This window comes from Acinetobacter sp. C26M (assembly GCF_023702675.1).
Classification (GTDB): Bacteria; Pseudomonadota; Gammaproteobacteria; order Pseudomonadales; family Moraxellaceae; genus Acinetobacter.
This window is the reverse complement of sequence record NZ_CP098478.1, coordinates 1,474,408-1,497,850: the sequence shown is the minus strand read 5'-3', so window position 1 is coordinate 1,497,850 and position 23,443 is coordinate 1,474,408. Positions and strand designations below refer to the sequence as shown.

General features: G+C 41.9%; 19 protein-coding genes. 9 read left to right on the top strand and 10 right to left on the bottom strand.

The window, feature by feature from the left end; translation table 11 throughout:
• Positions 1-254: 254 nt before the first annotated feature.
• Together aspT and NDN11_RS06755 are read left to right on the top strand one after the other, a co-directional pair.
• A complete protein-coding gene (gene aspT / locus NDN11_RS06760; RefSeq protein ID WP_251111166.1) occupies positions 255-1,940 on the top strand; it encodes an aspartate-alanine antiporter in 1,686 nt (561 codons plus the stop codon).
• Positions 1,941-1,990: 50 nt separating this feature from the next.
• Positions 1,991-3,592 (top strand): bifunctional aspartate transaminase/aspartate 4-decarboxylase, encoded by a 1,602-nt coding sequence (locus tag NDN11_RS06755; protein ID WP_167248362.1) that lies wholly within the window; start codon positions 1,991-1,993, stop codon positions 3,590-3,592.
• 76 nt (positions 3,593-3,668) lie between these two features.
• Here NDN11_RS06755 and cntB read toward each other — a convergent pair whose 3' ends face one another.
• The 6 genes from cntB to NDN11_RS06725 form a co-directional block, all read right to left on the bottom strand.
• Complete coding sequence (gene cntB, locus NDN11_RS06750) at positions 3,669-4,625, bottom strand: carnitine monooxygenase, reductase subunit CntB (RefSeq protein WP_251111165.1); 957 nt, start codon at positions 4,623-4,625, stop codon at positions 3,669-3,671.
• Between the two features lie 104 nt (positions 4,626-4,729).
• Positions 4,730-6,181: an NAD-dependent succinate-semialdehyde dehydrogenase gene (locus NDN11_RS06745; protein ID WP_251111164.1), complete on the bottom strand. Its 1,452-nt coding sequence runs from the start codon at positions 6,179-6,181 to the stop codon at positions 4,730-4,732.
• 77 nt (positions 6,182-6,258) lie between these two features.
• Positions 6,259-7,374, bottom strand: coding sequence for a carnitine monooxygenase subunit alpha (gene cntA, locus NDN11_RS06740; RefSeq protein ID WP_005204619.1), 1,116 nt, complete (start codon positions 7,372-7,374; stop codon positions 6,259-6,261).
• Between the two features lie 64 nt (positions 7,375-7,438).
• Positions 7,439-8,392: an alpha/beta hydrolase gene (locus tag NDN11_RS06735; RefSeq protein ID WP_251111163.1), complete on the bottom strand. Its 954-nt coding sequence runs from the start codon at positions 8,390-8,392 to the stop codon at positions 7,439-7,441.
• Entirely contained in the window at positions 8,389-10,044 is a 1,656-nt protein-coding gene (locus NDN11_RS06730) for a BCCT family transporter (RefSeq protein ID WP_251111502.1), read from the bottom strand. The genes NDN11_RS06735 and NDN11_RS06730 overlap by 4 nt, the downstream gene beginning before the upstream one ends.
• Positions 10,045-10,083: 39 nt before the next feature.
• On the bottom strand, positions 10,084-11,196 hold the full coding sequence (locus NDN11_RS06725) for a tartrate dehydrogenase (protein ID WP_251111162.1): 1,113 nt from the start codon (positions 11,194-11,196) through the stop codon (positions 10,084-10,086).
• A 100-nt stretch (positions 11,197-11,296) separates the two neighbouring features.
• Here NDN11_RS06725 and NDN11_RS06720 point away from each other — a divergent pair, with 100 nt between their 5' ends.
• A complete protein-coding gene (locus NDN11_RS06720) occupies positions 11,297-12,277 on the top strand; it encodes a LysR family transcriptional regulator (RefSeq protein ID WP_251111161.1) in 981 nt (326 codons plus the stop codon).
• 75 nt (positions 12,278-12,352) lie between these two features.
• Positions 12,353-13,186, top strand: a complete 834-nt coding sequence (locus NDN11_RS06715) for a DMT family transporter (RefSeq protein WP_251111160.1) — start codon at positions 12,353-12,355, stop codon at positions 13,184-13,186.
• A gap of 51 nt (positions 13,187-13,237) precedes the next feature.
• Here NDN11_RS06715 and NDN11_RS06710 read toward each other — a convergent pair whose 3' ends face one another.
• From NDN11_RS06710 to NDN11_RS06700, 3 genes are all read right to left on the bottom strand, one after another.
• On the bottom strand, positions 13,238-14,422 hold the full coding sequence (locus NDN11_RS06710) for a porin (RefSeq protein WP_251111159.1): 1,185 nt from the start codon (positions 14,420-14,422) through the stop codon (positions 13,238-13,240).
• 175 nt (positions 14,423-14,597) lie between these two features.
• Entirely contained in the window at positions 14,598-14,966 is a 369-nt protein-coding gene (locus NDN11_RS06705; RefSeq protein ID WP_251111158.1) for a 5-carboxymethyl-2-hydroxymuconate Delta-isomerase, read from the bottom strand.
• Positions 14,967-14,977: 11 nt separating this feature from the next.
• Complete coding sequence (locus tag NDN11_RS06700) at positions 14,978-16,690, bottom strand: DEAD/DEAH box helicase (protein WP_251111157.1); 1,713 nt, start codon at positions 16,688-16,690, stop codon at positions 14,978-14,980.
• A 161-nt stretch (positions 16,691-16,851) separates the two neighbouring features.
• Between NDN11_RS06700 and NDN11_RS06695 the strand changes: the two genes are divergently transcribed.
• Positions 16,852-17,817, top strand: coding sequence for an alpha/beta hydrolase (locus NDN11_RS06695; protein WP_251111156.1), 966 nt, complete (start codon positions 16,852-16,854; stop codon positions 17,815-17,817).
• Positions 17,818-18,483: 666 nt separating this feature from the next.
• On the top strand, positions 18,484-19,194 hold the full coding sequence (locus NDN11_RS06690) for a glutamine amidotransferase (protein ID WP_251111155.1): 711 nt from the start codon (positions 18,484-18,486) through the stop codon (positions 19,192-19,194).
• Between the two features lie 109 nt (positions 19,195-19,303).
• Here the strand turns inward: NDN11_RS06690 and NDN11_RS06685 are convergent, their stop codons facing one another.
• Positions 19,304-21,031: a glutamine--tRNA ligase/YqeY domain fusion protein gene (locus tag NDN11_RS06685; protein WP_251111154.1), complete on the bottom strand. Its 1,728-nt coding sequence runs from the start codon at positions 21,029-21,031 to the stop codon at positions 19,304-19,306.
• Positions 21,032-21,198: 167 nt separating this feature from the next.
• On the opposite strand from NDN11_RS06685, the gene NDN11_RS06680 reads away from it, so the two are divergent.
• From NDN11_RS06680 to nfsB, 3 genes are all read left to right on the top strand, one after another.
• Positions 21,199-21,708 carry a peptidylprolyl isomerase gene (locus NDN11_RS06680; protein ID WP_004661403.1) on the top strand — a complete coding sequence of 170 codons (510 nt, stop codon included), beginning with the start codon at positions 21,199-21,201 and terminating at the stop codon, positions 21,706-21,708.
• An 88-nt stretch (positions 21,709-21,796) separates the two neighbouring features.
• Positions 21,797-22,513 carry a UDP-2,3-diacylglucosamine diphosphatase gene (locus NDN11_RS06675; protein ID WP_251111153.1) on the top strand — a complete coding sequence of 239 codons (717 nt, stop codon included), beginning with the start codon at positions 21,797-21,799 and terminating at the stop codon, positions 22,511-22,513.
• A gap of 223 nt (positions 22,514-22,736) precedes the next feature.
• A complete protein-coding gene (nfsB, locus tag NDN11_RS06670; RefSeq protein WP_251111152.1) occupies positions 22,737-23,390 on the top strand; it encodes an oxygen-insensitive NAD(P)H nitroreductase in 654 nt (217 codons plus the stop codon).
• Positions 23,391-23,443 lie beyond the last annotated feature (53 nt).

Below are 23,443 nucleotides of genomic sequence, written 5' to 3'. Positions count from 1 at the left end.
CAACCAGTAATCATTCAAATTTAAACCTGTTTCTTTGTGTAACTTTATTTTATATTTCGTTAAGTTAAGTTTTTATAAAAACATTTTAAAATAAAAAAGTTTAGTTTTTCTAGCAACTTAGAAAGAAATAATAAAAACACAATAAAATCAAAGAATTTGCACGGATTAGTTCTAGGGGGTATCTTAAAAAAACATGAAAAATAAATAAATTTCAAACCTAAAGATAGATCGAATAATAAAAGTGAGATCGAAAAATGATTGAATGGTTACAAGGCGAATTAAAACATAGCCCAGAAATTCTATTGTTCTTATCCTTGGCAATAGGGTTCTGGATCGGTCAGTTTCAATTCGGAAAATTTCAGTTCGGTGGTGTAGCAGGTTCCCTACTTGTTGCAGTTGTACTCAGTCTAATTGGTGTTCCAGTAGACAATGGGGTCAAAGCCATTCTGTTTGCATTGTTTATTTATGCTGTTGGTTTTGAAAGTGGTCCACAGTTTTTTAAATCATTGGGCCCACAATCGATAAAAGAAATCCTATTAGCAGTATTCATGGCAGTCAGTGGTTTAATTACTGTATTGGTCATGGCAAAGTTATTCCACTTAGACAAAGGTTTAGCCGCAGGACTGGCAGCAGGTGGTATGACCCAATCTGCAATTATAGGTACTGCGGGGGATGCGATTTCCAGACTCGACCTACCATTGGCTGAGATTCAAAAACTACAGGCCAATGTCGCGATCGGATATGCCGTGACTTATATTTTCGGTTCGTTGGGTGCCATTATTGTTTGTGTGAACATCCTGCCCAAATTTATGGGTAAAGAAATTCATGATGATGCATTAAAAGCCCAGTCAGAACGTCTCAAGGGTGCTTTTGAATTAGCACCGGGGCAAGAGCTTGCAATGCCTGAAATTGTAGGGCGTATTTATAAAGTTAAACAAGCTAATGGGCAAACTGTTGCCGAGCTTGAAGCCAAGCAAACCAGTATCACCATCGAACGCTTAAAGCGCAAAGATCAATTTATTGATGTTGCACCAGAACTGACTCTACAAACCGATGATGTGATATTGCTTGTAGGCCGTCGTGCCAGTGTGGTTGCTGTTTCAGAACAGATCGGCACGGAGTTACAATCCTCACAAGGTATGGAAATGATTATGGATACGACAGATGTCATCCTAAGAAATTCCAAATATATCAATCGTAGTTTAGGCGATATCAAAGCCAACACCCCAGCTTATTTAAAGCATGGTATTTACGTGCTTGCAATTAAACGCAACGATGAAACCCAAACGTTGAGTGATGACACTATTTTACATCAAGGGGACGTCATCACCGTTTATGGGACTAAAAGTGATCTTGATCGTTTAGTCAAAGAAGCAGGCACAGCACTGCCAGAAAGCTTAAAGACCGATTGGATTTTCCACGGCGCAGGCTTGGTCGTCGGTTTATTGATCGGCTTGTTTGTGGTACGTATCGGTGATGTTCCTCTGACACTCGGTGCAGGTGGTGGTGCATTACTGTCAGGTCTTCTGTTTGGTTGGTTACGCAGCCGTAATCAAGTCCATGGCAACATGCCTTTAGCCGCCTCCCAACTGCTTAAAGATTTAGGTCTTGCAGGATTCGTTGCTGCGGTTGGTTTGCAATCTGGTTTACAAGCCATTCAAACGATTAAAGACAGTGGTCTATCCCTATTTATGATTGGTGTCGTGGTCACACTGATACCACTAATTCTGTCCATGCTTTTCGCACGTTATGTACTGCGTTATGACAACGTTGCCGTTATGGCAGGTGCCTTATCTGGTTCCCGTAGCGCCAACCCTGCCTTTGGTGCAATTTTAGATAAGGCCGGAAATTCGATTCCAACCGTGCCTTTCGCAATTACTTATGCCTTGGCAAATGTATTCTTAACCTTACTTGGTCCACTGATTGTTGGCCTTGCTTAACATCCATATTCAAAATTTTATTGCCGTCACTATAATTAAGGAGACTTCCCATGGGGAACGTTGATTACTCTAAATACTCAAAACTTAGCCCATTCGAACTAAAAGACAATTTAATTGAGCTTGCTCAAAGCAAAACAGACAGGATGATGCTCAATGCAGGGCGCGGAAATCCGAACTTTTTAGCCACGGTTCCACGTCGAGCATTCTTCCAATTGGGGCTGTTTTCAACAACAGAATCAGAGTTCTCTTTCTCTTACATGCCAGAAGGCCTAGGGGGCTTCCCTCGCCCTGTCGGTCTGCAATCACGTTTCGATAACTTCATTATGCACAATCGGGATAAACCTGGCGTGGTATTTCTAGGTAAAGCCATTTCCTATGTCAGAGATCAGCTTGGTTTAGATCCAGATGCTTTTTTACTGGAGATGGTCGAGGGAATTTTAGGCTGTAACTACCCCGTTCCAGACCGCATGCTACGCATTAGCGAATCGATTATCAAAGAATATATCCTGCGTGAAATGGGCGTCCAAGGGATGCCTAAAGAAGGTTTAGACTTGTTTGCGGTCGAAGGTGGAACGGCAGCAATGGCCTATATTTTTAACTCTTTAAAAGAGAATAAAATTATTGCCAATGGCGATCGTATCGCGATTGGTGCACCCATTTTCACACCGTATTTGGAAATTCCTAAACTGAATGACTATCAGCTTGAAGAAGTCCTGATCGAAGCTGATCCGAAGCTTGACTGGCAATATCCAGAATCTGAATTACGGAAATTGGAAGACCCATCGATTAAAGCCTTCTTCTTGGTGAATCCAAGTAACCCACCTTCGGTAAAACTCAGCGATGAAGGCTTGGCAATTTTGGCTGATATCGTTAAAAAACGACCTGACCTGATTATTCTGACCGATGATGTGTACGGTACTTTTGCGGATAATTTCAAATCACTGTTTGCAATCTGCCCAGACAATACCATCTTGGTCTATTCATTCTCGAAATATTTTGGGGCTACAGGTTGGAGACTCGGGGTGATTGCCCTCTCCAACAATAATATTCTAGATCAAAAGCTGGCGGCACTCTCTAAAAAAGACAAGAAGGAATTGGAAGAACGTTATTCTTCATTAACCACCGATCCAGCCAAGATTAAATTCATTGATCGTCTGGTCGCGGATAGCCGTAATGTGGCACTAAATCACACGGCTGGTCTTTCTACACCACAACAAGTGCAAATGGTACTGTTTGCCCTGTTCAATATGATGGATTCGCAACAGAACTATAAGAAGGCGGTTAAATCTGTGGTACGTGAGCGTGATGCTGCACTGTACCGACAGTTAGGGGTTGAAGTTCCTGCTGATCCAAACTCAGTCGATTACTATACCTTGGTCAACTTGGAAAATACTTCTCGAACACTGTATGGGGATGATTTTGCCGATTGGGTGATGAAAAACAAGAACCCAACCGAACTCCTATTCCGTGTAGCGGATGAAACAGGCGTAGTGCTCTTACCAGGTTCAGGCTTTGGGGTACAGCACCCTTCTGCCCGTGCTTCATTGGCCAACCTGAATGAATACCAATATGCCGCAATTGGAGATTCCTTAAGACGCTTTGCCGAGGAATCCTATCAGGAATATCTAAAAACCAAGAAAGGGAAAAAATAAATCTGAATCAATGTTTGATATCAATAAAAAAGCAGCTTAGGCTGCTTTTTTATTATGTGAAAATCAACGCTTAATATTAAAGATCGAGTACCAATTTTCTACCTTTGGCACGCGATACACAAATCATCATCGACTGCTGTGATGCTTTTTCATCATCACTGAGATATTGGTCAAAATGCTCTGCTTCACCTTCCAGAATTGTGGTTTCACAAGTACCACATACGCCTTCACGACATAAACATTCCACATCAATATTAAGCAGTTCAATCGCTTGTAAAATGGTTTGATTGCCTTGAACCTCAACTTGCAGATTGGATTTTGCCAACACCACCGTAAATGCCTCACCCTCTTCAGGTACAGTTGAAGCAAACTGTTCCCAGTGAATATATTCATCGCGGTAACGATGGTAATTACAACGATCAATCACTGCATCAATCATTGGCTTAGGCCCACATACATAGACATGCGTGCCTTTCGGTTGAGCTCCAATCAGTTGGTCCAGATCCAGACATTTTCCATCTGAGTCAATATAGCTAAAGATATGTTCGCCATGTTTTTGTTTGAGTTCTTCCAACAGTGCTGCATGCTCTGGCGAACGATAGGCATAATGCAATTCATAGTCTGCACCACGTGCAGCCAACTCATCCATTTGCGGCACAAACGGGGTGATGCCGATACCACCCGCAATCAGAATATGTTTCTCGCCATCTGCCGCCAATGGAAACAAATTCTTCGGTTCAGAAATCAGAATCTCACAGCCTTCATTGCACTGATCATGCATAAAGACTGAACCACCTTTACCTTCAATATCTTTACGGACACACACTTGGTACGTCGATAGATCTTGAGCACAGCTCATCAGTGAATAGGCATTGGATAGCTGATCATTCATTTTCACAATGATATGACTGCCACCATTAAATTGAGGGAAATTTTGTCCGTCCTGACGTTTAAATGTAAATCGTTTGATCAGTGGAGTCAGTTGCTCTACGCGTGTGACCACTGATGCAAACATTTCATAATGACTAGCCATGTCTAAATCCTCTTTACCACATGCTGCTCATCTCAGCATTTTCTAATTTTAAGCGCATATTGTGGATTGGGCTGTCCTCGAAAACAGCCCAATCCACAGTGTCCCTAGATTCCTAAACACATATATTTAATGGTCATGAACTCTTCTAAACCGTATTTAGAACCTTCACGCCCCACACCCGATTGTTTCACACCACCAAATGGCACCACTTCATTGGAAATAGCGGTTGAGTTCATCCCGACCATGCCATATTCCAACTGTTCAGCGACACGCCAAATCCGTGAAATGTTTTCGCTATACACATAAGCGGCTAAACCAAAAATGGTATCGTTAGCTTGTGCCACCACATCCGCTTCCTCGGTAAAACGGATTAATGGCGCAACGGGTCCAAAAATTTCTTCCTGAACAATGTCCATATCAGGCGATACATCTGTCAAAACCGTTGGTTCAAAAAAGGTCTGACCCAGTGAGTGCTGTTGACCACCACACGCCACTTGGGCACCCTTGCCACAAGCATCATCAATCAACTGTTTTGCTTTCAAAACCGCTTTGTCATTGATTAACGGCCCGATCTGTACATTCGGTTCTAAACCATTGCCGATTTTGAATTTCTGTACTTCTTGCACAAATTTCTCGGTAAAGGCCTGATAAACCTTGTCATGTACATAGATTCGATTGGCGCAAACACAGGTTTGCCCTGCATTACGGAACTTGGCAAAGATTGCGCCTTGTACCGCTTTATCCAGATCGGCATCATCAAAAACAATGAGTGGTGCATTACCACCCAGTTCTAGAGCCAACTTTTTAATGGTGCCTGAACATTGCTGCATCAATAAACGACCAACAGGTGTAGAACCGGTAAAGGTCAGTTTTTTAACTTTTTCATGACTGGTAAATACTGAACCAATGTCTTGCGATTTACCTGTCACCACATTAATGACGCCCGCTGGGATGCCAGCCATTTCAGCCAGCTTGGCAATCGCAAGTGCACAATATGGGGTTTCATTAGCAGGTTTGATCACGATGGTGCAGCCCGCAGCCAACGCAGGTGCTGCTTTACGGGTAATCATGGCAATCGGGAAGTTCCACGGCGTAATTGCTGCAACTACACCCACAGGTTCTTTGGTGATAATAAAACGCTGCTGGCTATTGGTGGTTGGAATCACATCGCCATACACACGTTTGCCTTCTTCAGCAAACCATTGAATAAATGAAGCTGCATATTTCACTTCACCCAAAGCTTCGGCTAAGGGTTTACCCTGCTCAATGGTCATGATCCGTGCCAGCTCATCAGCATGACTCAAAACCAGTTGATACCACGCCAATAACAGGTCTGCACGTTTTTGTGCGGTTAATCCTTTCCACGCTGCTAAAGCCTGATACGCCACTTCGACTGCTTCGGTGGCTTCTGCTGCACCCATATTCGGAATGACACCAATTTCCTCACCTGTCGCAGGGTTGGTGACAGGAATGGTGATATCGGACTGTGCACTCACCCATTGACCATTGATCAATCCGTGTTGTTGAAATAACGGACTTGCTTGCAAACTTGACATGTCATGTTCCTATCGATTGAAGCGAAGTGTGACCTTATCGTTTGCCACACTTCCCTTATCTAATACCTGAGACAAAATTATTGATGGTGTTGCGCAACAAGATTCTGGAAATAAGCGATACCATGTTCACTGATTCCCGAACGTTGCTTGTCGGTCATGATACGCCCTTGACCACGATAACCCCGTGATTTTAAACCACGTTGTACACTTTCAACCAGCTCGAGGTCTTCAGGGCGGAAGACATTGCGATACCATTCAATTAGGTCTTTCTGATCTTGGGTCAATTCTTCATTGGTGAAGAAAATGTCATAGTGCTGTAAAGTGGTTTCCGCATCCATTGGGAACTCATAGATCACGGTCATGAAATTTGCACCCGGTGGTACGTTAAACATGGTGCAAGGCCAAGTCCAGAAACCACTAAAGGTCGGATCTTTTACAGATGGATCAAGCTTGAATGACTTCTCTGAAGAACGTGCATAACCATATTGCAGCGTCCAATTTTGATGCGTGGTATGCCAATATTTATCCACCTGAACAGAATCAGCAAAACCAGGATGCGCTGGGCCACAGTGATAACATTCTAAATAGTTATCCACGATCACTTTCCAGTTGGCAGGTGTTTCCGTGACGAAACGTGCAGCCAGTTTCAAGTCTTTTATTACCGCACAAGCTTCATTCAGTTTTTGTGCAAATTCAGGCAACTGATCTTCAACACAAGTGGCATTTTCATCCATATTGATAAAGACAAAACCGCCATATTCTTCAACTTTTAATGGCACCATGCTGGAGTTTTGCTTGTCAAAAGACTCAACATGATCACAGTTACGTGCCAGTGCCAAACTACCATCCAGCTTGAATGTCCATGCATGATACGGACAGGTAATCACGTTTTTGGCTTTACCACTGCCGCTTAACAGCTCATGACCACGATGCGGACAGACATTATAGAATGCACGCAATACGCTGTCTTTACCGCGAATTACGATGATATTTTCACCAATCACCTTACGGGTAATATAGTCATTGGCTTGGGCAACTTCACTGCCATGTGCTACGCAAATCCAGCTTTTCGCAAAAATTTCTTCTTTTTCGCGCTCAAACACCTGAGATGAGGTATAGAACACTTTTGGAAACGTCCATGCCACATCTGGGTTTGAACAGAAATCTTCTGGTAATTTTTCAACTGCATTCATGGTTTTACTCCATTAAACTGTTTTGTCCTAACGACCGTTTTATCAAAATTGGCTGATGTTCAAATCACTTGAACATTTGCTTTAACGAATTCAGCATGTGCTGATATAAATCCTGTACTACAGGACAGTCCCGTACTAAACGTAAACTGCCATGCAGTAATCCTTTGCCGAGATAAAACTCAGCTGCAACATTGGCTTGCTTTAACTTGTCCACAAAAATACGTCCGTCATCACACAGCGGATCATATTCCGCCACCGCAACAAAGCTGTGTGGCATATCACTGAAATCTTCTGCCAAAAGTGGTGCTAAACGTGTGTCCTGCCAATCGCTTGCATTCGGTGCATATTCGTTTAAGTAATAATGCATTTCCTCGAGTGTCAGTAACGGTGCATCTGCATGCTGCTGGCAAGATGCGGTATCAAAACTGCTGCCCAAACATGGATAGATCAAAGCCAAACCACATGCCTGCACGCCTGTATGTTGTAACTGAACCGCCAATGCCGCAGCTAAATTGCCTCCTGCACTGTCGCCAGCTAATACAATCTGCGTTGAATCAATGTCCCAGTCTGCTCCATGCGCGCGGAGCCAGTGATAGACCATTTCACAGTCTTGATAAGCGGCTGGAAAATGATGTTCTGGCACCAAACGATAATCGACACTCAGTACCGCAACATTCAGATCACGACATAAATAGCGGGTGATAAATTCATGTGAGTCCAAATTCCCCACCATCCAGCCGCCACCATGCAGATACAACACACAAGGCCAACCTTCCTCTGGTACTTGGCCCAATGGTGAATACAACCGAACATTGACTGGATGAGTCGCATGCGTAATGGTTTTATCTTCAATATTCACCGTGCCATCGCGTGGCAAGGTGTAATGCAGGCACATCGCATCATAGGCTGCACGAATTGAATCAATATCGTTATCCGCTGCTGAATAAATGCTGCTCCAATACACCAGACTTTGCATTTCTTCGCTTAACTCATAGCGCATGTTCGGCTGTGCTGTCATAACAATTCCTTTTGACTGCTTTTATGTGCCAGTGCGGTTGCCGCAATATCAATCTGCATCTGTTGATTTGGGTCAGTATGCTCAAGCGCTTCCAAGTCACTAAAACTGCTCTGTTCAATCAAATGCGATGGCACTTTGGAATAATCCTCAATCAACCATTTCACCAAGCCATAGGTCTGTACCAGAATAATCACAATAAACGGTAAGGCAGTCACAATGGTGGCAGTTTTCATGGTGTCTAAAGGTGCCTTAGAGAAAATCATCGCAATCGGTACCAGGGTTAACATCAGACACCAAAACAAGCGCGCATTCGGAGATGGATCTTGCCCTTCACTTAAACCACGGGTACAGGTTGCAGAAACCGCATATCCCACCGCATCCATATGTGCTGCAAGGAAAATCACCATAATGCCAAGGAACAACCACATCATCAGCTTGCCTGCTGGCAATAAGCCCAACAGTTGACCAATTGCCACTTCACCACCTTGCTGGCTCAAGATTTGTGGAACATTGACTATGCCGTGAATAAAGCTGTGAACGCTGTAATTTTCAAATACCCCAAAGATGAACCATAAACCAACACTACCACCGATGACCATGGCAAGAATCACTTCTTTAATGGTGCGTCCTTTGGAGACACGAGTTACAAATAACGCCACACCTGGTGCATAAGAAATCCACCATAACCAGTAGAACACGGTCCATTCACGGGTGAACTTTCCATCTCCCATCGGATCGGTAAACAGACTCATATCGACAAAGTTAGTCGCCATCAGGCCAAAACTCATCAATGAATTATTCATAATGAATTGGGTTGGTCCAAAGCACAGCACATAGATCGCAAACAGCACCACGCCCAAACACACCATATGACTCAAACGTTGCATGCCTTTATCCATACCGACATAAGAGCTCAGTGCGAATAGGATGGATACCGCTAAAATAATGATGACTTTGGTCATGAAGGTATTCGGAATACCCGTCAGCTGCGACAGAATGTTGGTAAAGGTGACCGCAGTCAAAACCAGTGAAATGGTTAAAGCACCAAACATACACAGCAAGAACATCAGGTCGACCACACGTCCAACGGGTCCTGTCGCTTTAAAGCCAGTGACGGCTTCTACCATTGAGGCTAAGCTCAGCCCTTTATTCTTTCTGACATGATAGCTATAGCACAGTGAAATCGATGCCAAAGCATAGATCGACCATGCACTTAAACCTGAGTGAAAGAAAGAATAAGCCACGCTGTATTTAAGGGCTTCCGCCGATTCAGGGACTAAATTCAACCCCGGAGTTTGGTAGTAATAGGCCCAGTCTAGAAATCCCCAGTACAAGGTAGATGATCCAATCCCCGACAAAATGAACATGAAAATCCATGACATAGTGCTGTATTGAGGCTTACCTTCACCAAGCTTGATTTTGCCGTATTTACTAAAGGCCAAACCGAAGGTAAAAATAATTGATAAAAAAGCAAATAACAGGACTGGCGTGGTAAACACCGACGTGGTCCACTGCATCCATTTTGCAGCCAGTTGTATTGATTCAGATGAGTAGATTGCCAACCCAGCCACCGATGTAAATACAACGGCAAGACTGGTGATCGCAAGCGTCTTATCTGTATAAGGCTTTGTAATTTGATTATCCATATCTATTCAATCCATCTCGGATAGTGACTATTCCCTAAGAGGTACTTACTCCATCGCGAATAAATCCATTTTTTGCTCAGTCACGCAGGATGCAATCGCATCTCCCACTTCATAGGTCTTAGCAGTTCCACCGACATCAGGCGTTTTAGGGCCATGCACCAACACATGCTCAATCGCTTGCATGATTTCCTGCCCTGCCTGAATGACTTGTTCATCTCCATCTGCCAAGAAATCCAGCATCATGGCACCTGACCAAATCGCTGCAATCGGATTGGCAATTTGCTGTCCGTAAATATCGGGTGCTGAACCATGCACAGGTTCAAACAATGACGGGAACTTACGTTCAGGGTTGAGGTTGGCCGAAGCAGCCAAACCAATGGTGCCTGTACATGCAGGGCCTAAATCAGACAAGATGTCACCAAATAAATTCGATGCCACCACCACATCAAAACGCTCAGGCTGAAGAACAAAACGTGCCGCTAAAATATCGACATGCTGTTTATCTGCCTTGATCTGTGGATAGTGTTTTGCCATTTCATCGACACGTTCATCCCAGTACGGCATGCTGACTGCAATACCATTGGATTTAGTTGCAGCCGTGATTTTTTTAGCCTCACGCTGATCGGCAAATTCAAAGGCATATTTTAAGATGCGATCGACACCATGACGAGTAAACACTGCTTCCTGCAAGACAAACTCACGGTCAGTGCCTTCAAAGGCTTTACCACCAATCGCAGAATACTCACCTTCACTGTTTTCACGCACCACATAAAAATCGATATCACCCGGTTGTTTGCCTGCCAGTGGGCATTTCACCCCAGGCATTAACCGAACAGGGCGTAAATTCACATACTGATCAAAACGACGTCGGAACTGGAGTAATGATCCCCACAGTGAAATGTGATCAGGCACCTTTTCAGGCCAACCCACTGCACCAAAGAAAATTGCATCATATTGCTGCAAGACTTCAAACCAGTTTTCTGGCATCATTTTGCCGTGTTCAAGGTAGTAATCACAGCTGGCCCAATCGAAGCTATCCATTTGAAGTTGAATGCCATATTTGTCTGCTGCTGCCTTTACAACCTTAATCCCTTCTGGTAGAACTTCTAAACCAATCCCATCACCCGCAATCGTGGCAACTTTATACTTTTTTGCCATAACGCTCCCTTACACCTTTGGTTAATATCCTTAGCTGTAAACATGCTGTTTTCGGCAACAATGATCAATAAGAAAACTATCACCCCAATGGACACGGATCGTGAATAATCTACCTAACCTATCGGATTTAAAGGTTTTTTGCACAGTCGCCAAACGCAAGAGTTTTGTCGATTCAGCTGAGGAGCTGGGTGCTTCACCTGCATTTATCAGTAAACGTATCAATATTTTAGAAACCAATCTGAACTGTAAACTGTTCCATCGCAGTACCCGCCATGTCAGTTTGACCGAAGATGGCAAACTGATTCTGGATCGAGTCTCCAATATTCTGGATGAATTTGATGAAATCAGTGAGCTGGTCAATAACCCCTTAAGCACGCCCACAGGTCATCTCGACATTGTCAGTAGCTTCGGTTTTGGCCGTAAACATGTTGCGCCAATTCTGTCTAAATTGATGACCATGTACCCAAAACTGGAAATTCAGTTTGATACCATCGACAACACCAAAGACCTGATTCAACACAGTATTGATTTGGATATCCGCATTGGTAATGAAATTGCCCCGAATATGATTGCCAAAAAACTGCTGTCTAATTTCAGGATTTTCTGTGCTGCACCTAGCTATTTGTTACAACAAGGCATGCCTGAAAGTCTGGAAGATTTACGCAACCACGATTGCCTGACCATTAGTGAACGTGACCAATCCTCGGTATTATGGAAATTACGTCATCCTTCGGAAGATCGGTCGGTACACGTCACACCACGCTTCATTTCCAATAATGGCGAAATTATTCATCAATTGGCGATTGAAGGGCGTGGCATTATCTTACGTTCGATTTGGGATGTGGCAGATGAATTGATTAGCGGTCAGTTACAGCATATTTTGCATGAATACTGGCAAGACGCCGATGTATGGGCGGTCTATCCTTCACGTTTAAAAAGCTCATCTAAATTACAGACTTGTATCCTGTTTATTCAAAATGAACTAATCAACCGTTTACAGCACATCCAGAACCTAAACCGTGGTCAGTTGATACAACCGATTGAACCGATCAATCCAAATACTGAGAAAGTATTTCTATAATCGCGCTAAGCTGCCTGCTTCCTTTTTTCAACCACATCATGCACATTAGCAAGATCATGAATTAACAGGCAGCTTATGAGCACGGCAATATTTGGCCTTATTTTACTTGCAGCGACATGTCATGCCACATGGAATGCCATTGTAAAAGCGGGGACAAATAAGTTTTTAACCACGGTACTGGTCACTGCATCCGCTGCCGTTTTAGCTGCGATATTGTTGCCCTTTTTCCCGATGCCACATCGCGAGAGTTGGCCTTATATTCTGGCTTCAACGGCAATACAAATTCTGTATTTTGGCATGGTGGCAAAAATCTATCGCGTTGCCGATATGGGCCTGACCTATCCCTTAATGCGTGGTACAGCACCAATGATTGTGGCCGTTTTAGGTACCTTGTTACTGCACGAACAATTACAATTCAATGCATGGCTAGGCATCATCACCATTTCCGTCGGCATTTTATCGATGATTCTGGCTGCATCCAAAACGGGACGCAAAGGCATTGGCCTGGCCTTACTCAATGCCGTGCTGATTGCAGGTTATACCTTGCTGGATGGGCATGGTGTTCGTCTTGCAGGATCGGCAATTGCCTATATTTTATGGAGTTTCGTGCTTTCAGGACTGATCTTTTTTATCTTTGCCCTGAAAATGCAATATCATCAGATGGGTGCATATTTTCGACATAATTGGCACTTAGGTTTAATCGGTGGAATCGGTTCTTTTTTCTCTTATGGTTTGGCACTGTGGGCGATGACGCTTGCACCCGTTGCCGTTGTGGCCGCATTACGTGAAACCTCGATTTTATTTGCTACGCTGATTTCAATTTTTATTCTAAAAGAACGCATCAATGCAGTACGGATTATCTCCTCGTGTATTATTTTAATCGGGGCACTGATCTTAAGAACTGCCTAAAGGAAAAAGCCAGTCTATCGTAAACAGACTGGCTCATTTTAAACGCTGAGTTTAGAAATAATAACCCAACGATAAATAGAACAATTTATTCCATTGATTGCTGTCACCTTGCGCCAGACCATCTGCACCACTGCCCGTCATTGGGTCATTGCGACTCCAGATATATTCGCCCTGTATACCGACTTTTTTATAGTTAAAATATAAGCCTGCAATTAGGCGATCAGAATCCTTGTATCCCGACTCGTCTTTATAAAAACGGCTATATGACACATAAGGTTTAATATTTTCTAACTGATGAAATGGCTTGGCAAAGGTATAGTTGATTTCATTGGCCATGTATTTGCCTTTGTTGGCGACCTGATAAGGATAGTCAAATGCGCCAATGGTTGAACTTTTTGGCAAAAGATCATCTGCATTTTTAATATCCTGCTCTCCTGCCAAGAACAACCATTGCCATGCCTGATAATTGGTGGTGCTAAAAATGTTCCATGTACTACGATGCCCATCTTTATTGGTTCGATGATTTTCCAGTTCTGAATACCAATATGACCCACCAATTTCAGTCGAGAAATTCTGCGATTGATCTAGCTCAAACTTTCGAGATAAGCGCGTCACCCACATGTTCTTTTCATCAATATCGGTACCTTGAGTCAAATCGTCTGCCCGCACAAAGTTACCGCTATAACGACTGGAATCATTGGAGGTACCTTTGTAGTTGCCTCCATCAGTCGGGTAAAAACCGAGAATGAAGTTATACAGATTATCCTTAAACTGGTATTTCACCCCAAGGTTTTGAATGTCTTCCAGCCCAACGGTATTCAGCAAAGTTTCATAATAACTATTGCCCCAGAGTCGTCCAAAGCCGAAATCAACCGATTGTAAACCGACTGTCAACCGTTGCTGATCCGAGAATTTATAGCCTGCCCAAGCATCTTTTAAAAATAGTGCATCACATAAACGATCGTACTGGTAGCAACGCACATCCATCGATGCAATCCAGTCTGGGTTTTCATAACTGAGTACCGCTTTGATATCAGCCAGTCGCCAGTCATCGTTCTTAGAGCCTTCATTGGCTTCGACAATATAGTCTTTATGGATATAGCGGGTACGGATTGCGCCTGTCAATTTCAGTTCACCCGATTGTGTTTTCGGGTCCCCGATACTGAAATCGGCTGCCCAGACTGGCGTATTTGCCAAGACACCCATTGAACTCAAGAGAAGCAGTGCTTTTTTCATTGTTGTACGTCCTTGTTTAACCTCATATGAAAATGAAGAAATTCATGCAGACAAACAACAGTTAAACTATAAAGTCGGTCTTTACGGAGTGTGTTTAATAAACACTCATTAGCTACAAATCATTGCCTGTTTAGGTTGATACCTGCTCGCTTATATGACTCCGCCCCCTACTTATTTAATCTTTAATAGTCGCTTTAAAATAATCCTCTTTCGGCATATCAATCACTTCTACACAAAGCTGAATCGGATAGCTGAGCTCAGACTGGATATAGCTTTTTTGCTCCAATCGCTGCAACAATGCCGTACCAACGGCTTGTTTTTGCTCCTGCGTCCTGCCACTCAATAAATACAGTTTTAAATGAATATAGGCTTCTTCTGTTTCATTCAAACCAATTAAAAATACCTCATCCTTAAATGCACGAGATTTAATATCATGTGCGACAAATAATTCCGTTTCAACTAACGCGATATTCGCATCCTTTAATAATTGATGTGGGTCTAACCCAGTTAAATTAGCCGAATAGTTTGCAATTAAATGCGGCATTTTTATGATTCCTATTCTATAAATAATAATGCTAAACGGACTTGATCATAGGCCATTCGCGGACTGGTGGCTTCCACGATGGGACGCAATTTAATCGAACCGTCATCAGTAAAATGTTCAGGATTTTTACGTTTATGCAAACGCTTATAAATTTTCCGCACTTCTTCAATCACTTCATCACCCGGACTGGCGACCGAAATATCCAAACCCTGCTCTTTATGTAAACGCGCCAGATGATTGATGATCGTTGCAGGTGTTAAACCACGCTCATGTGCAATATCTTCAATTTCATAGCCTTCTTCAAATAAAGTACGGGTTTCATCCAAGGTCGCTGCGGCATAATTCTGTTTTGCACCTTTGGCGATTTTCTTTTCATTACGGGCGATTTCAGTGGCATTCAGTGTGCCACCACAATGCCGAATAAAGGCATTATGCTGTGTGCTTAAATCAATATTTTCAAAGTTGGCTTCCGCTTCAGTGGACAACTCCTGAAAACGGCGATCTGCTTTGATTGCTAGACTATCCAGTTCAAGCGCCTGATCATTAAAACCAAGTAGCTTGAGCCCTGTCAGTGATTTTAAACGTGATAAAGCCACATAACCCTGACCTTTCTCAAAAGTATGGCTAAGATTAATCTCAGCTGCCTCCAAGGTCATACCTTGGCTTTTATGAATGGTAATTGCCCATGCCAAACGTAACGGAATTTGTTGGAAACTGGCAATCGCCTTACCCGCTTCATTTTCAATCGACCACGTTTCAGGTTCGACTAAAAATGTTGTGCCATCAGTCAACTTCACTTTAGGCAGAATGCCCTGCTTATCATCTTCTTCAAAGCCAATGACTTCACCCAAACTGCCATTGATATAGCCCATATCAAAGTTGTTTTTAACAAACATGACTTTGGCATTTTTTTTCAAGGTCAGTTCTTCAGGCGCTCGCACCGAAGATTTTAAGGTTTCCATCAGCTTTTCATTGCCATCAACCACTGCATTGAATTGATGGCTTTCATTATCAATTTCATTCAGATGCTGATAATTAATATTATCGACATCCATATTGTGCGTATATAAACGGGTAAAGGTCTCACCAATATCGTGCTGACGCGATTGTTGTAATGCAGTGAGATGATTCGTCTGAATATTCTGTGCACGGATTGCATTGAGAATCTGATTGAGGATTTCATCATCCTGACGATGCTGTTCTGTCAAATAACAGACACGGAATTTAGCTTCGACCCAAGCCTCTGACATAAAACAAAATTTATCACGGTTGCTTTCATCTTTTTTACCAACTGGTGGTAACTGGAAGAAATCTCCCGCAACAATGACTTGAATGCCGCCAAAGGCTTCATCACTTTCTTTAAAGTATTTCAATACCTGATTAACCAAATTCAATTGCTTGGCATGCAGCATTGAAATTTCATCAATAATCAAGACTTGGGCATTTTCTAAATGCTCTTTTAAATATTTACGCTCTTTCATCCGTTTCAGATCATCATCACTTAGGCGGTCTTTAATCCCGATCCCGGCCCAAGTATGGATGGTCATGCCATTCATATGCGTCGCCGCAATCCCTGTGGATGCAGTGATCGCCACAGGCACTTTACGTGCTTTGAGATAATGAATGTACTGATTAAGCGTATAGGTTTTTCCTGCACCTGCTGAGCCCGTTAAAAAAACATTTTCCCCAGCCTTGAGTAACTTGAGTGCAGTCTCTTGTTTCATAATTTCTTCAGTCAAAAACAACAACGCATAGCTTAACGATTTTTTGTCAAAAATAAAAACGCAAATCCAAATTGCGAACGCTAGGTGTCGTATAATTACATTGACATCCGAAGGTTTTCATTTAATGTGTTTGTTAATGAATTCAGACTTGATCTATAAAAATGACTACTTCAAATCTTTATGAATATCAAACAGATATACTTGGTGAAGATTATCAACAACTAACGTTAAATTTCGCTGATGATTATGATGGAAAAGTTGTTGCAACTTTAGTTCGCAAGAAGGCCGTTGAAGCGACTAGAAAAGCAGTTTTATATATTCATGGTTTTGCAGACTATTTTTTTCAAAAAGAAATGGCTGAACAATTTAATCAGCATGGTTACGATTTTTACGCACTTGACCTTAGAAAATATGGTCGTTCAAAACTCCCTCATCAAAAACTCTACTACGTTTTAGATTTACGCGAATATGATGCTGAAATCAGTAAAGCACTCGAAATCATCGGTCAAGAAAATCACAATCAGGTTGTATTAGCAGGACATTCTACAGGCGGTTTAATTGCAACTTTATATGCTGCACATTATCCTGACCATCGTTTAATTAAAGCGGTCTGGAACAACAGTCCATTTTATGATTTCTATAAAAGTGTCATTGAGAAAAAAGTCGGAATTCCCTTACTCAGTGAAGTGGGTAAACGCTTGCCCAATGCTAAATTCCCAAGTGGCTTAAATCCATGGTACACCCCTAGCTTGCATAAAGATTTTTACGGCGAATGGGATTTCAATCTGGATTGGAAACCAAAAACCATGCCTTTTGTACACCTCTGTTTTGTCACAGCGATTCACGAAGCACAAAAAGAAATCCATCAAGGTGTGACCTTAAATGTGCCTACCTTAATCATGCATTCACATCAATCCAAATTCCCTAAAAAATGGGGCATTGATGCCCAACAGAGTGATGTGATTCTGGATGTCAATGATATGACTCAGAATGCAAAAAAAATGAAAGGTGATGTACAAACCCTATCTATTCAAAACGGTTTGCATGACCTTGTGCTGTCTGCACCACCTGTACGCGAGCAGGTTTATCAACAACTTTTTGCATGGCTATCTGAAAAAAACAAATAACCCAGATAACTTTACTATGACTATCCCAATGCTCAGTTGTCTTAGTACTTACTGAGCATATTTTTATGCAGAATGAGATTCATTGGGCAGAGCAAATGCCCAGTCAATTGTCCAGATTATTAATACATTTAAGAGAATCTCAGAAAGCTTTCCAACAATATTCAATATCCAGCCAGTCCCCATCAAGATCGATGGGAAACTCTAAAACAATTTACTGATGCTCGTATTGCCATTAGAAGCTGCCTTACTTTGGGCAATGAAATAGCTGAATTTTTTTAGACCCATATGTTGCTTATGCCAATCGCTGGACATTTTTATCTCAGTTCGCCTGACAGTACGAAACTCTACTACACATAGCAGTTGCCTAGATTCACAACCTAACTGTATTTCCAATATTTGTCCCACAAGATTAAGTATTCCAGTTGCCATACAACACTTATTGGCGTTAATGCATAACTCCAAATGATTGGGGCTTTCTGGTATCGATTTGAAGGATGAACATCTGCATCAAACCCTCGAAGAAAGCCAACAGCCTGAATTATTTTTTTAAAAAACATATGAACAGAGAAGTACTTTTCTCTGTTCTATTCAAGTTTGAAGCGCAAGACAGCAGACGGATAAATGATTTAAGATAGCTACAGTTTTTCTATGGATTGATATTCAGCCATGACCCTCGCTGCTCACATGAAAACCGTTTATGCCATTCAACATCTCGCTTTTGAAGATTTAGGTTCATTAGAAGATATTTTTTATCAATTAGGTTTTCGCGTCCGTTATTTTGAAGCGGGTGTTGATGATCTGAGCCCCGCTCTTCATTATGATGGCTTAACAGTGATTCTCGGTGGACCAATCGGTGTTTATGAAACCGAGGACTATCCGTTTTTAGAGGATGAAATTGCCGGGCTAAAACAGCGCTTAAAAGCCAATAAACCCACCATTGGAATTTGTTTGGGTGCACAGCTCATTGCACTCGCACTCGGTGCAAAAGTCTATGCTGGACACCAAAAAGAGATTGGTTGGAGCAAATTAGACATTAAAGTGGTTGAGACGAATCCCTTAGCAGCATTAGAAAACGTTGAAGTCTTGCACTGGCATGGCGATACCTTTGACTTACCTGAAAATAGCACGCTATTGGCAAGTTCAGCGATCTATCCAAACCAAGCTTTTTCTGTGGGAAATAATATCTTGGCCTTGCAGTTCCATCTTGAAATCGCTGAGCAAAGTTTTGAGAAATGGCTCATTGGGCATACCTGTGAAATACGCCATGCAGGTTTATCCATTCCTCAATTACGTCAAGATAATCAGGCTTATGCAGCACAGTTAGAGCAGCAGTGCCGACTGGTAATTCAAACTTTCTTAGACAATCTGAATGTTTAAAACCTCATTCTTTTTGAGTCTCAAGAAAAAAGCCCAATTTTTTAATTGGGCTTTTTTTCAGTCTAAATCCAATTCTCCAAACACGCAGTGAGGAGAATTTACTTCAACTTTACTTCTTGTCTGCTTTGAAGCTATCTTTTAAATCCAGAATACGGTTAAACACAGGCTTATCCGCCTTATGATCATATTGATCTGCAACAAAATAACCTTCACGTTCAAACTGGAAACGATCTTCTGGCTGCGCTTGTGCTAAAGCAGGCTCAATCACAGCTTGTACCACTTTCAAAGATTCAGGATTCAAATTTGCCAAGAAATCATCATCCGCATCTGGTGCAGCTTCCGTAAACAGACGATCGTAAATACGAACTTCCGCAGGTACACCTTTGCTTGCTGATACCCAATGAATTACACCTTTCACTTTACGCCCTTCTGGGTTTTTACCTAAAGTTTCAGGATCGATTGAACATTTAAGCTCAACCACTTCACCATTGGCATCTTTAATGACTTCATCACACTTGATCACATAAGCATGGCGTAAACGCACTTCACCTTCTGGAATCAAACGTTTAAAGCCTTTTGGTGCAACCTCTTCAAAATCCTTACGATCAATATAAATTTCACGTGTTAACGGAATAACGCGCTCACCCATATCAACATTTGGATGACGTGCATGAGTTAAATCTAATTCTTCAGGTAAATTGGTCAACGTTACTTTTAATGGGTTCAATACTGCCATACCACGCGCTGCGGCATTTTCCAAAGACTGACGAATACAGAACTCAAGCATTGCCACATCCACAATACCGTCAGTTTTTGATACACCAACACGTTTACAGAAATCACGTAGGCCTTCTGCAGTAAAGCCACGACGACGCATCCCCACAACTGTTGGCATACGTGGATCATCCCAGCCATGCACATGATTGCCTTCAACCAATTTACGTAATTTACGTTTAGACGTAATCGTATAATCAATGTTTAAACGTGAAGACTCATACTGACGCGGTACAGCTTGCGAATGCACCTTCTCCACAATCCAGTCATAGAATGGACGGTGATCTTGGAATTCTAAGGTACATAACGAGTGCGTAATACCTTCGATTGCATCTGATAATGGATGAGCATAGTCATACATTGGATACATTTTCCATTTATCACCTGTTTGGTGATGCTCTGAATGCAATACGCGATAAAGAATCGGATCACGCATATGCACGTTCGGGCTTGCCATATCAATTTTGGCACGAAGTACAGCACCGCCTTCCTGAATTTCACCATTACGCATTTGTTCAAAACGTGCCAAGTTCTCAGCAACGGTTGCATCACGGTATGGTGAATTTTTTCCAGGTTCAACGAAATTACCACGGTTCAGCTTGATTTCTTCTGGGGTTTGCAAATCAACATAAGCATCACCTTGTTCAATCAACTGAACAGCCCATGCATATAGTTGATCAAAATAACCAGAGGCGTAACGCGGCTCGCCATTCCAGTTAAAACCTAACCACTTCACATCGTTGGCAATACCATCAACATATTCTTGTTCTTCGGCATCTGGGTTGGTATCGTCAAAACGTAAATTACATAGACCATCAAATTCTTCAGCAATACCAAAGTTCAAACAAATTGCTTTGACATGACCAATATGCAGATAACCATTTGGCTCAGGTGGGAAACGTGTTACTACTTTTTGGGTACGCCCTTCTTTAAGATCATCAGTAATCACTTGACGAACAAAATCTAAGCCTGCCTGTTGTTCTTGCTGCGCGGCATCGACAGAGGCATGGGTATTCGGCGTCGGGGTCTTTGGCAGTTCAGAAACAACATCATTTGGCTTCATAGGGTGTAAATCACTTCTTACAGTTAAAAATGGGAAATAAAAACGCAATCTTTGCTTTTTCTGAAAGATTTTAACGTTTTTTACTTGCCTTGTAGTTTACAGTTTGCTTATGCTTCTCTCAACCAAAAACCCATGGTCAATTTGCCCATGTTTAGGAGATTAATGTAATGAGTTTTCCTCAAGTCGAATTAAACACCAACAAAGGTCGTATTGTTCTTGAGCTTAACGCTGAAAAAGCACCAAAAACGGTTGCAAATTTCTTAGAATATGTACGTGACGGTTTCTATGACGGCGTAATTTTCCACCGCGTGATTGATGGTTTTATGATCCAAGGCGGTGGCATGGACGAAAACTTCAAAGAAAAAGCAACTCGTGATTCAATCGAAAACGAAGCTGACAACGGCTTAAGCAACGATGAAGGCACAATTGCAATGGCGCGTACTCAAGCTCCGCACTCTGCATCTGCTCAATTCTTTATCAATGTTAAAAACAACTCTTTCTTAAACCACACTGGTAAAACAGCACAAGGCTGGGGTTATGCAGTATTTGGTAAAGTTGTTGAAGGTCTTGATATTGTAGAAGCAATCAAAGGCGTGCGTACTGGTAACCGTGGTTATCACGCAGACGTTCCTTTAGAGAACGTTGTCATCGAATCTGCTAAAATTATCTCTGAATAAGAATCTCCCCTAACCCCTCTTTTAAAAGAGGGGAAACTTCTCCCTTTGTAAAGGGAGGTTGGGAGGGATTATAAAATAGGATAAAAGTGTGACCTACCTGTTTATCTCAGATCTACATTTGTCACCTGATCACCCTCGACTCGTTCGAGGGTTTTTGGCTTTATTGAAACAATATCAAGATAAAAACACGCAACTCTATATTTTGGGTGATTGGTTTAATGCGTGGATTGGTGATGATTACACTGCTCCGTGGTTAGATGAAATTGTCAATGCTTTGCAAAAATTCACCGCAGCGAACAACCAAGTTTATTTCCAAGTGGGCAATCGTGACTTTGCCTTAGGTCAAAAATTCTTAAAGCAATTCGATGGGATTTTATTACCTGACGTTTATACCTTAAATATTCAGCAGCATACCTTCCGACTAGAACATGGCGATGCACTCTGTACTGATGATGTTGCCTACCAACGCTTCCGTAAAGTGATTCGAAATCCTGTGCTATTAGGGCTGATAAAAAGGACTCCTCTTAGTTTCAGACAGAAACTTGCCAATGGTTTCCGAAAAAAAAGTAGCGAAACCAAACAACTGAAAAGCTATGACATCATGGATGTGAATGCTCAAGCGGTAGAATCCGTAATCGAACACGTTGATTATTTAATTCACGGTCACACCCATCGTCCAGAAATTCACCATGTCCTTAATAAAAAACGTATTGTTTTAGGAGATTGGCGAGCAGATTCAGCTTGGATTTTAGAGCTGAATAAGCAAGAAAATTATCAATTAGATTTTAAACAGTGGTTCTATTGATCATTTTTTAATAGCCGTACTAATCTATTTCTTCATTTCTGAATATTTTTATAAAACATTTGTTTGCACTTCGCTAAACCTTCAGTCGTTTATCCCCTTGAGCTTTAGTCGCTCTGATAAAGCTCATATACGACTTAAATCTATATAGAAATCACATTTAGCTACTTTTCGTGAAATTTAGATCAAGTAAAATAAATTAAATTTTAAAATGAGTTAATGACGGATGGATACTTTAGCAACAGCAAAAACACGTTATGCCACAAAAGCTTATGATGCAGAGAAAAAAATTCCTCAAGCACAGTTTGAAAAACTACTCGAAATTTTACGTTTCAGCCCTTCTTCAGTAAATATTCAACCTTGGCACTTCTTGGTTGCAGAATCTGATCAAGCAAAGCAGCGTATTGCATCGGCATTGACAGGCAATTATGTTTATAACGCCGCTAAAGTTCTAAATTCTTCACACACCTTGGTATTTTGTACACGTACTGATATTTCTGCGGAATACCTAGAGCAATTATTACAGCAAGATGATGCCAGTGGTCGTTTTAAAGATGAAACTGCCAAACAAGGACAACGTGATACCCGTTCTGGTTATGTTGAGTTTTATCGTAATGAACTTAAAAATCTTCCTGCATGGATGGAAAACCAGACTTACCTAGCACTTGGACAACTGCTTTTTGCTGCGGGCCTAGAAGGAATCGATGCAACACCTATGGAAGGATTTGATAGAGAACTCATTAATAAAGAATTTGGATTAGCTGAAAAAGGCTTAAAAGCCTCTGTAATTGTTGCACTCGGTTATCGTAGTGACAGTGATTTCAATGCCAAACTGCCAAAATCAAGACTACCTGATGAAGTGGTTTTTACTCGTCTATAAGCGCATTTATTAAATGAACGCCCTAATAATAACCTATGACTTTATTATTAGGG

Bases quoted from the DNA above. Each gene is read 5' to 3' on its own strand.
- aspT (WP_251111166.1), top strand. From the start codon at position 255: ATGATTGAATGGTTACAAGGCGAATTAAAACATAGCCCAGAAATTCTA.
- NDN11_RS06755 (WP_167248362.1), top strand. From the start codon at position 1,991: ATGGGGAACGTTGATTACTCTAAATACTCAAAACTTAGCCCATTCGAA.
- cntB (WP_251111165.1), bottom strand. From the start codon at position 4,625: ATGGCTAGTCATTATGAAATGTTTGCATCAGTGGTCACACGCGTAGAG.
- NDN11_RS06745 (WP_251111164.1), bottom strand. From the start codon at position 6,181: ATGTCAAGTTTGCAAGCAAGTCCGTTATTTCAACAACACGGATTGATC.
- cntA (WP_005204619.1), bottom strand. From the start codon at position 7,374: ATGAATGCAGTTGAAAAATTACCAGAAGATTTCTGTTCAAACCCAGAT.
- NDN11_RS06735 (WP_251111163.1), bottom strand. From the start codon at position 8,392: ATGACAGCACAGCCGAACATGCGCTATGAGTTAAGCGAAGAAATGCAA.
- NDN11_RS06725 (WP_251111162.1), bottom strand. From the start codon at position 11,196: ATGGCAAAAAAGTATAAAGTTGCCACGATTGCGGGTGATGGGATTGGT.
- NDN11_RS06715 (WP_251111160.1), top strand. From the start codon at position 12,353: ATGAGCACGGCAATATTTGGCCTTATTTTACTTGCAGCGACATGTCAT.
- NDN11_RS06710 (WP_251111159.1), bottom strand. From the start codon at position 14,422: ATGAAAAAAGCACTGCTTCTCTTGAGTTCAATGGGTGTCTTGGCAAAT.
- NDN11_RS06705 (WP_251111158.1), bottom strand. From the start codon at position 14,966: ATGCCGCATTTAATTGCAAACTATTCGGCTAATTTAACTGGGTTAGAC.
- NDN11_RS06700 (WP_251111157.1), bottom strand. From the start codon at position 16,690: ATGAAACAAGAGACTGCACTCAAGTTACTCAAGGCTGGGGAAAATGTT.
- NDN11_RS06695 (WP_251111156.1), top strand. From the start codon at position 16,852: ATGACTACTTCAAATCTTTATGAATATCAAACAGATATACTTGGTGAA.
- NDN11_RS06690 (WP_251111155.1), top strand. From the start codon at position 18,484: ATGACCCTCGCTGCTCACATGAAAACCGTTTATGCCATTCAACATCTC.
- NDN11_RS06685 (WP_251111154.1), bottom strand. From the start codon at position 21,031: ATGAAGCCAAATGATGTTGTTTCTGAACTGCCAAAGACCCCGACGCCG.
- NDN11_RS06680 (WP_004661403.1), top strand. From the start codon at position 21,199: ATGAGTTTTCCTCAAGTCGAATTAAACACCAACAAAGGTCGTATTGTT.
- nfsB (WP_251111152.1), top strand. From the start codon at position 22,737: ATGGATACTTTAGCAACAGCAAAAACACGTTATGCCACAAAAGCTTAT.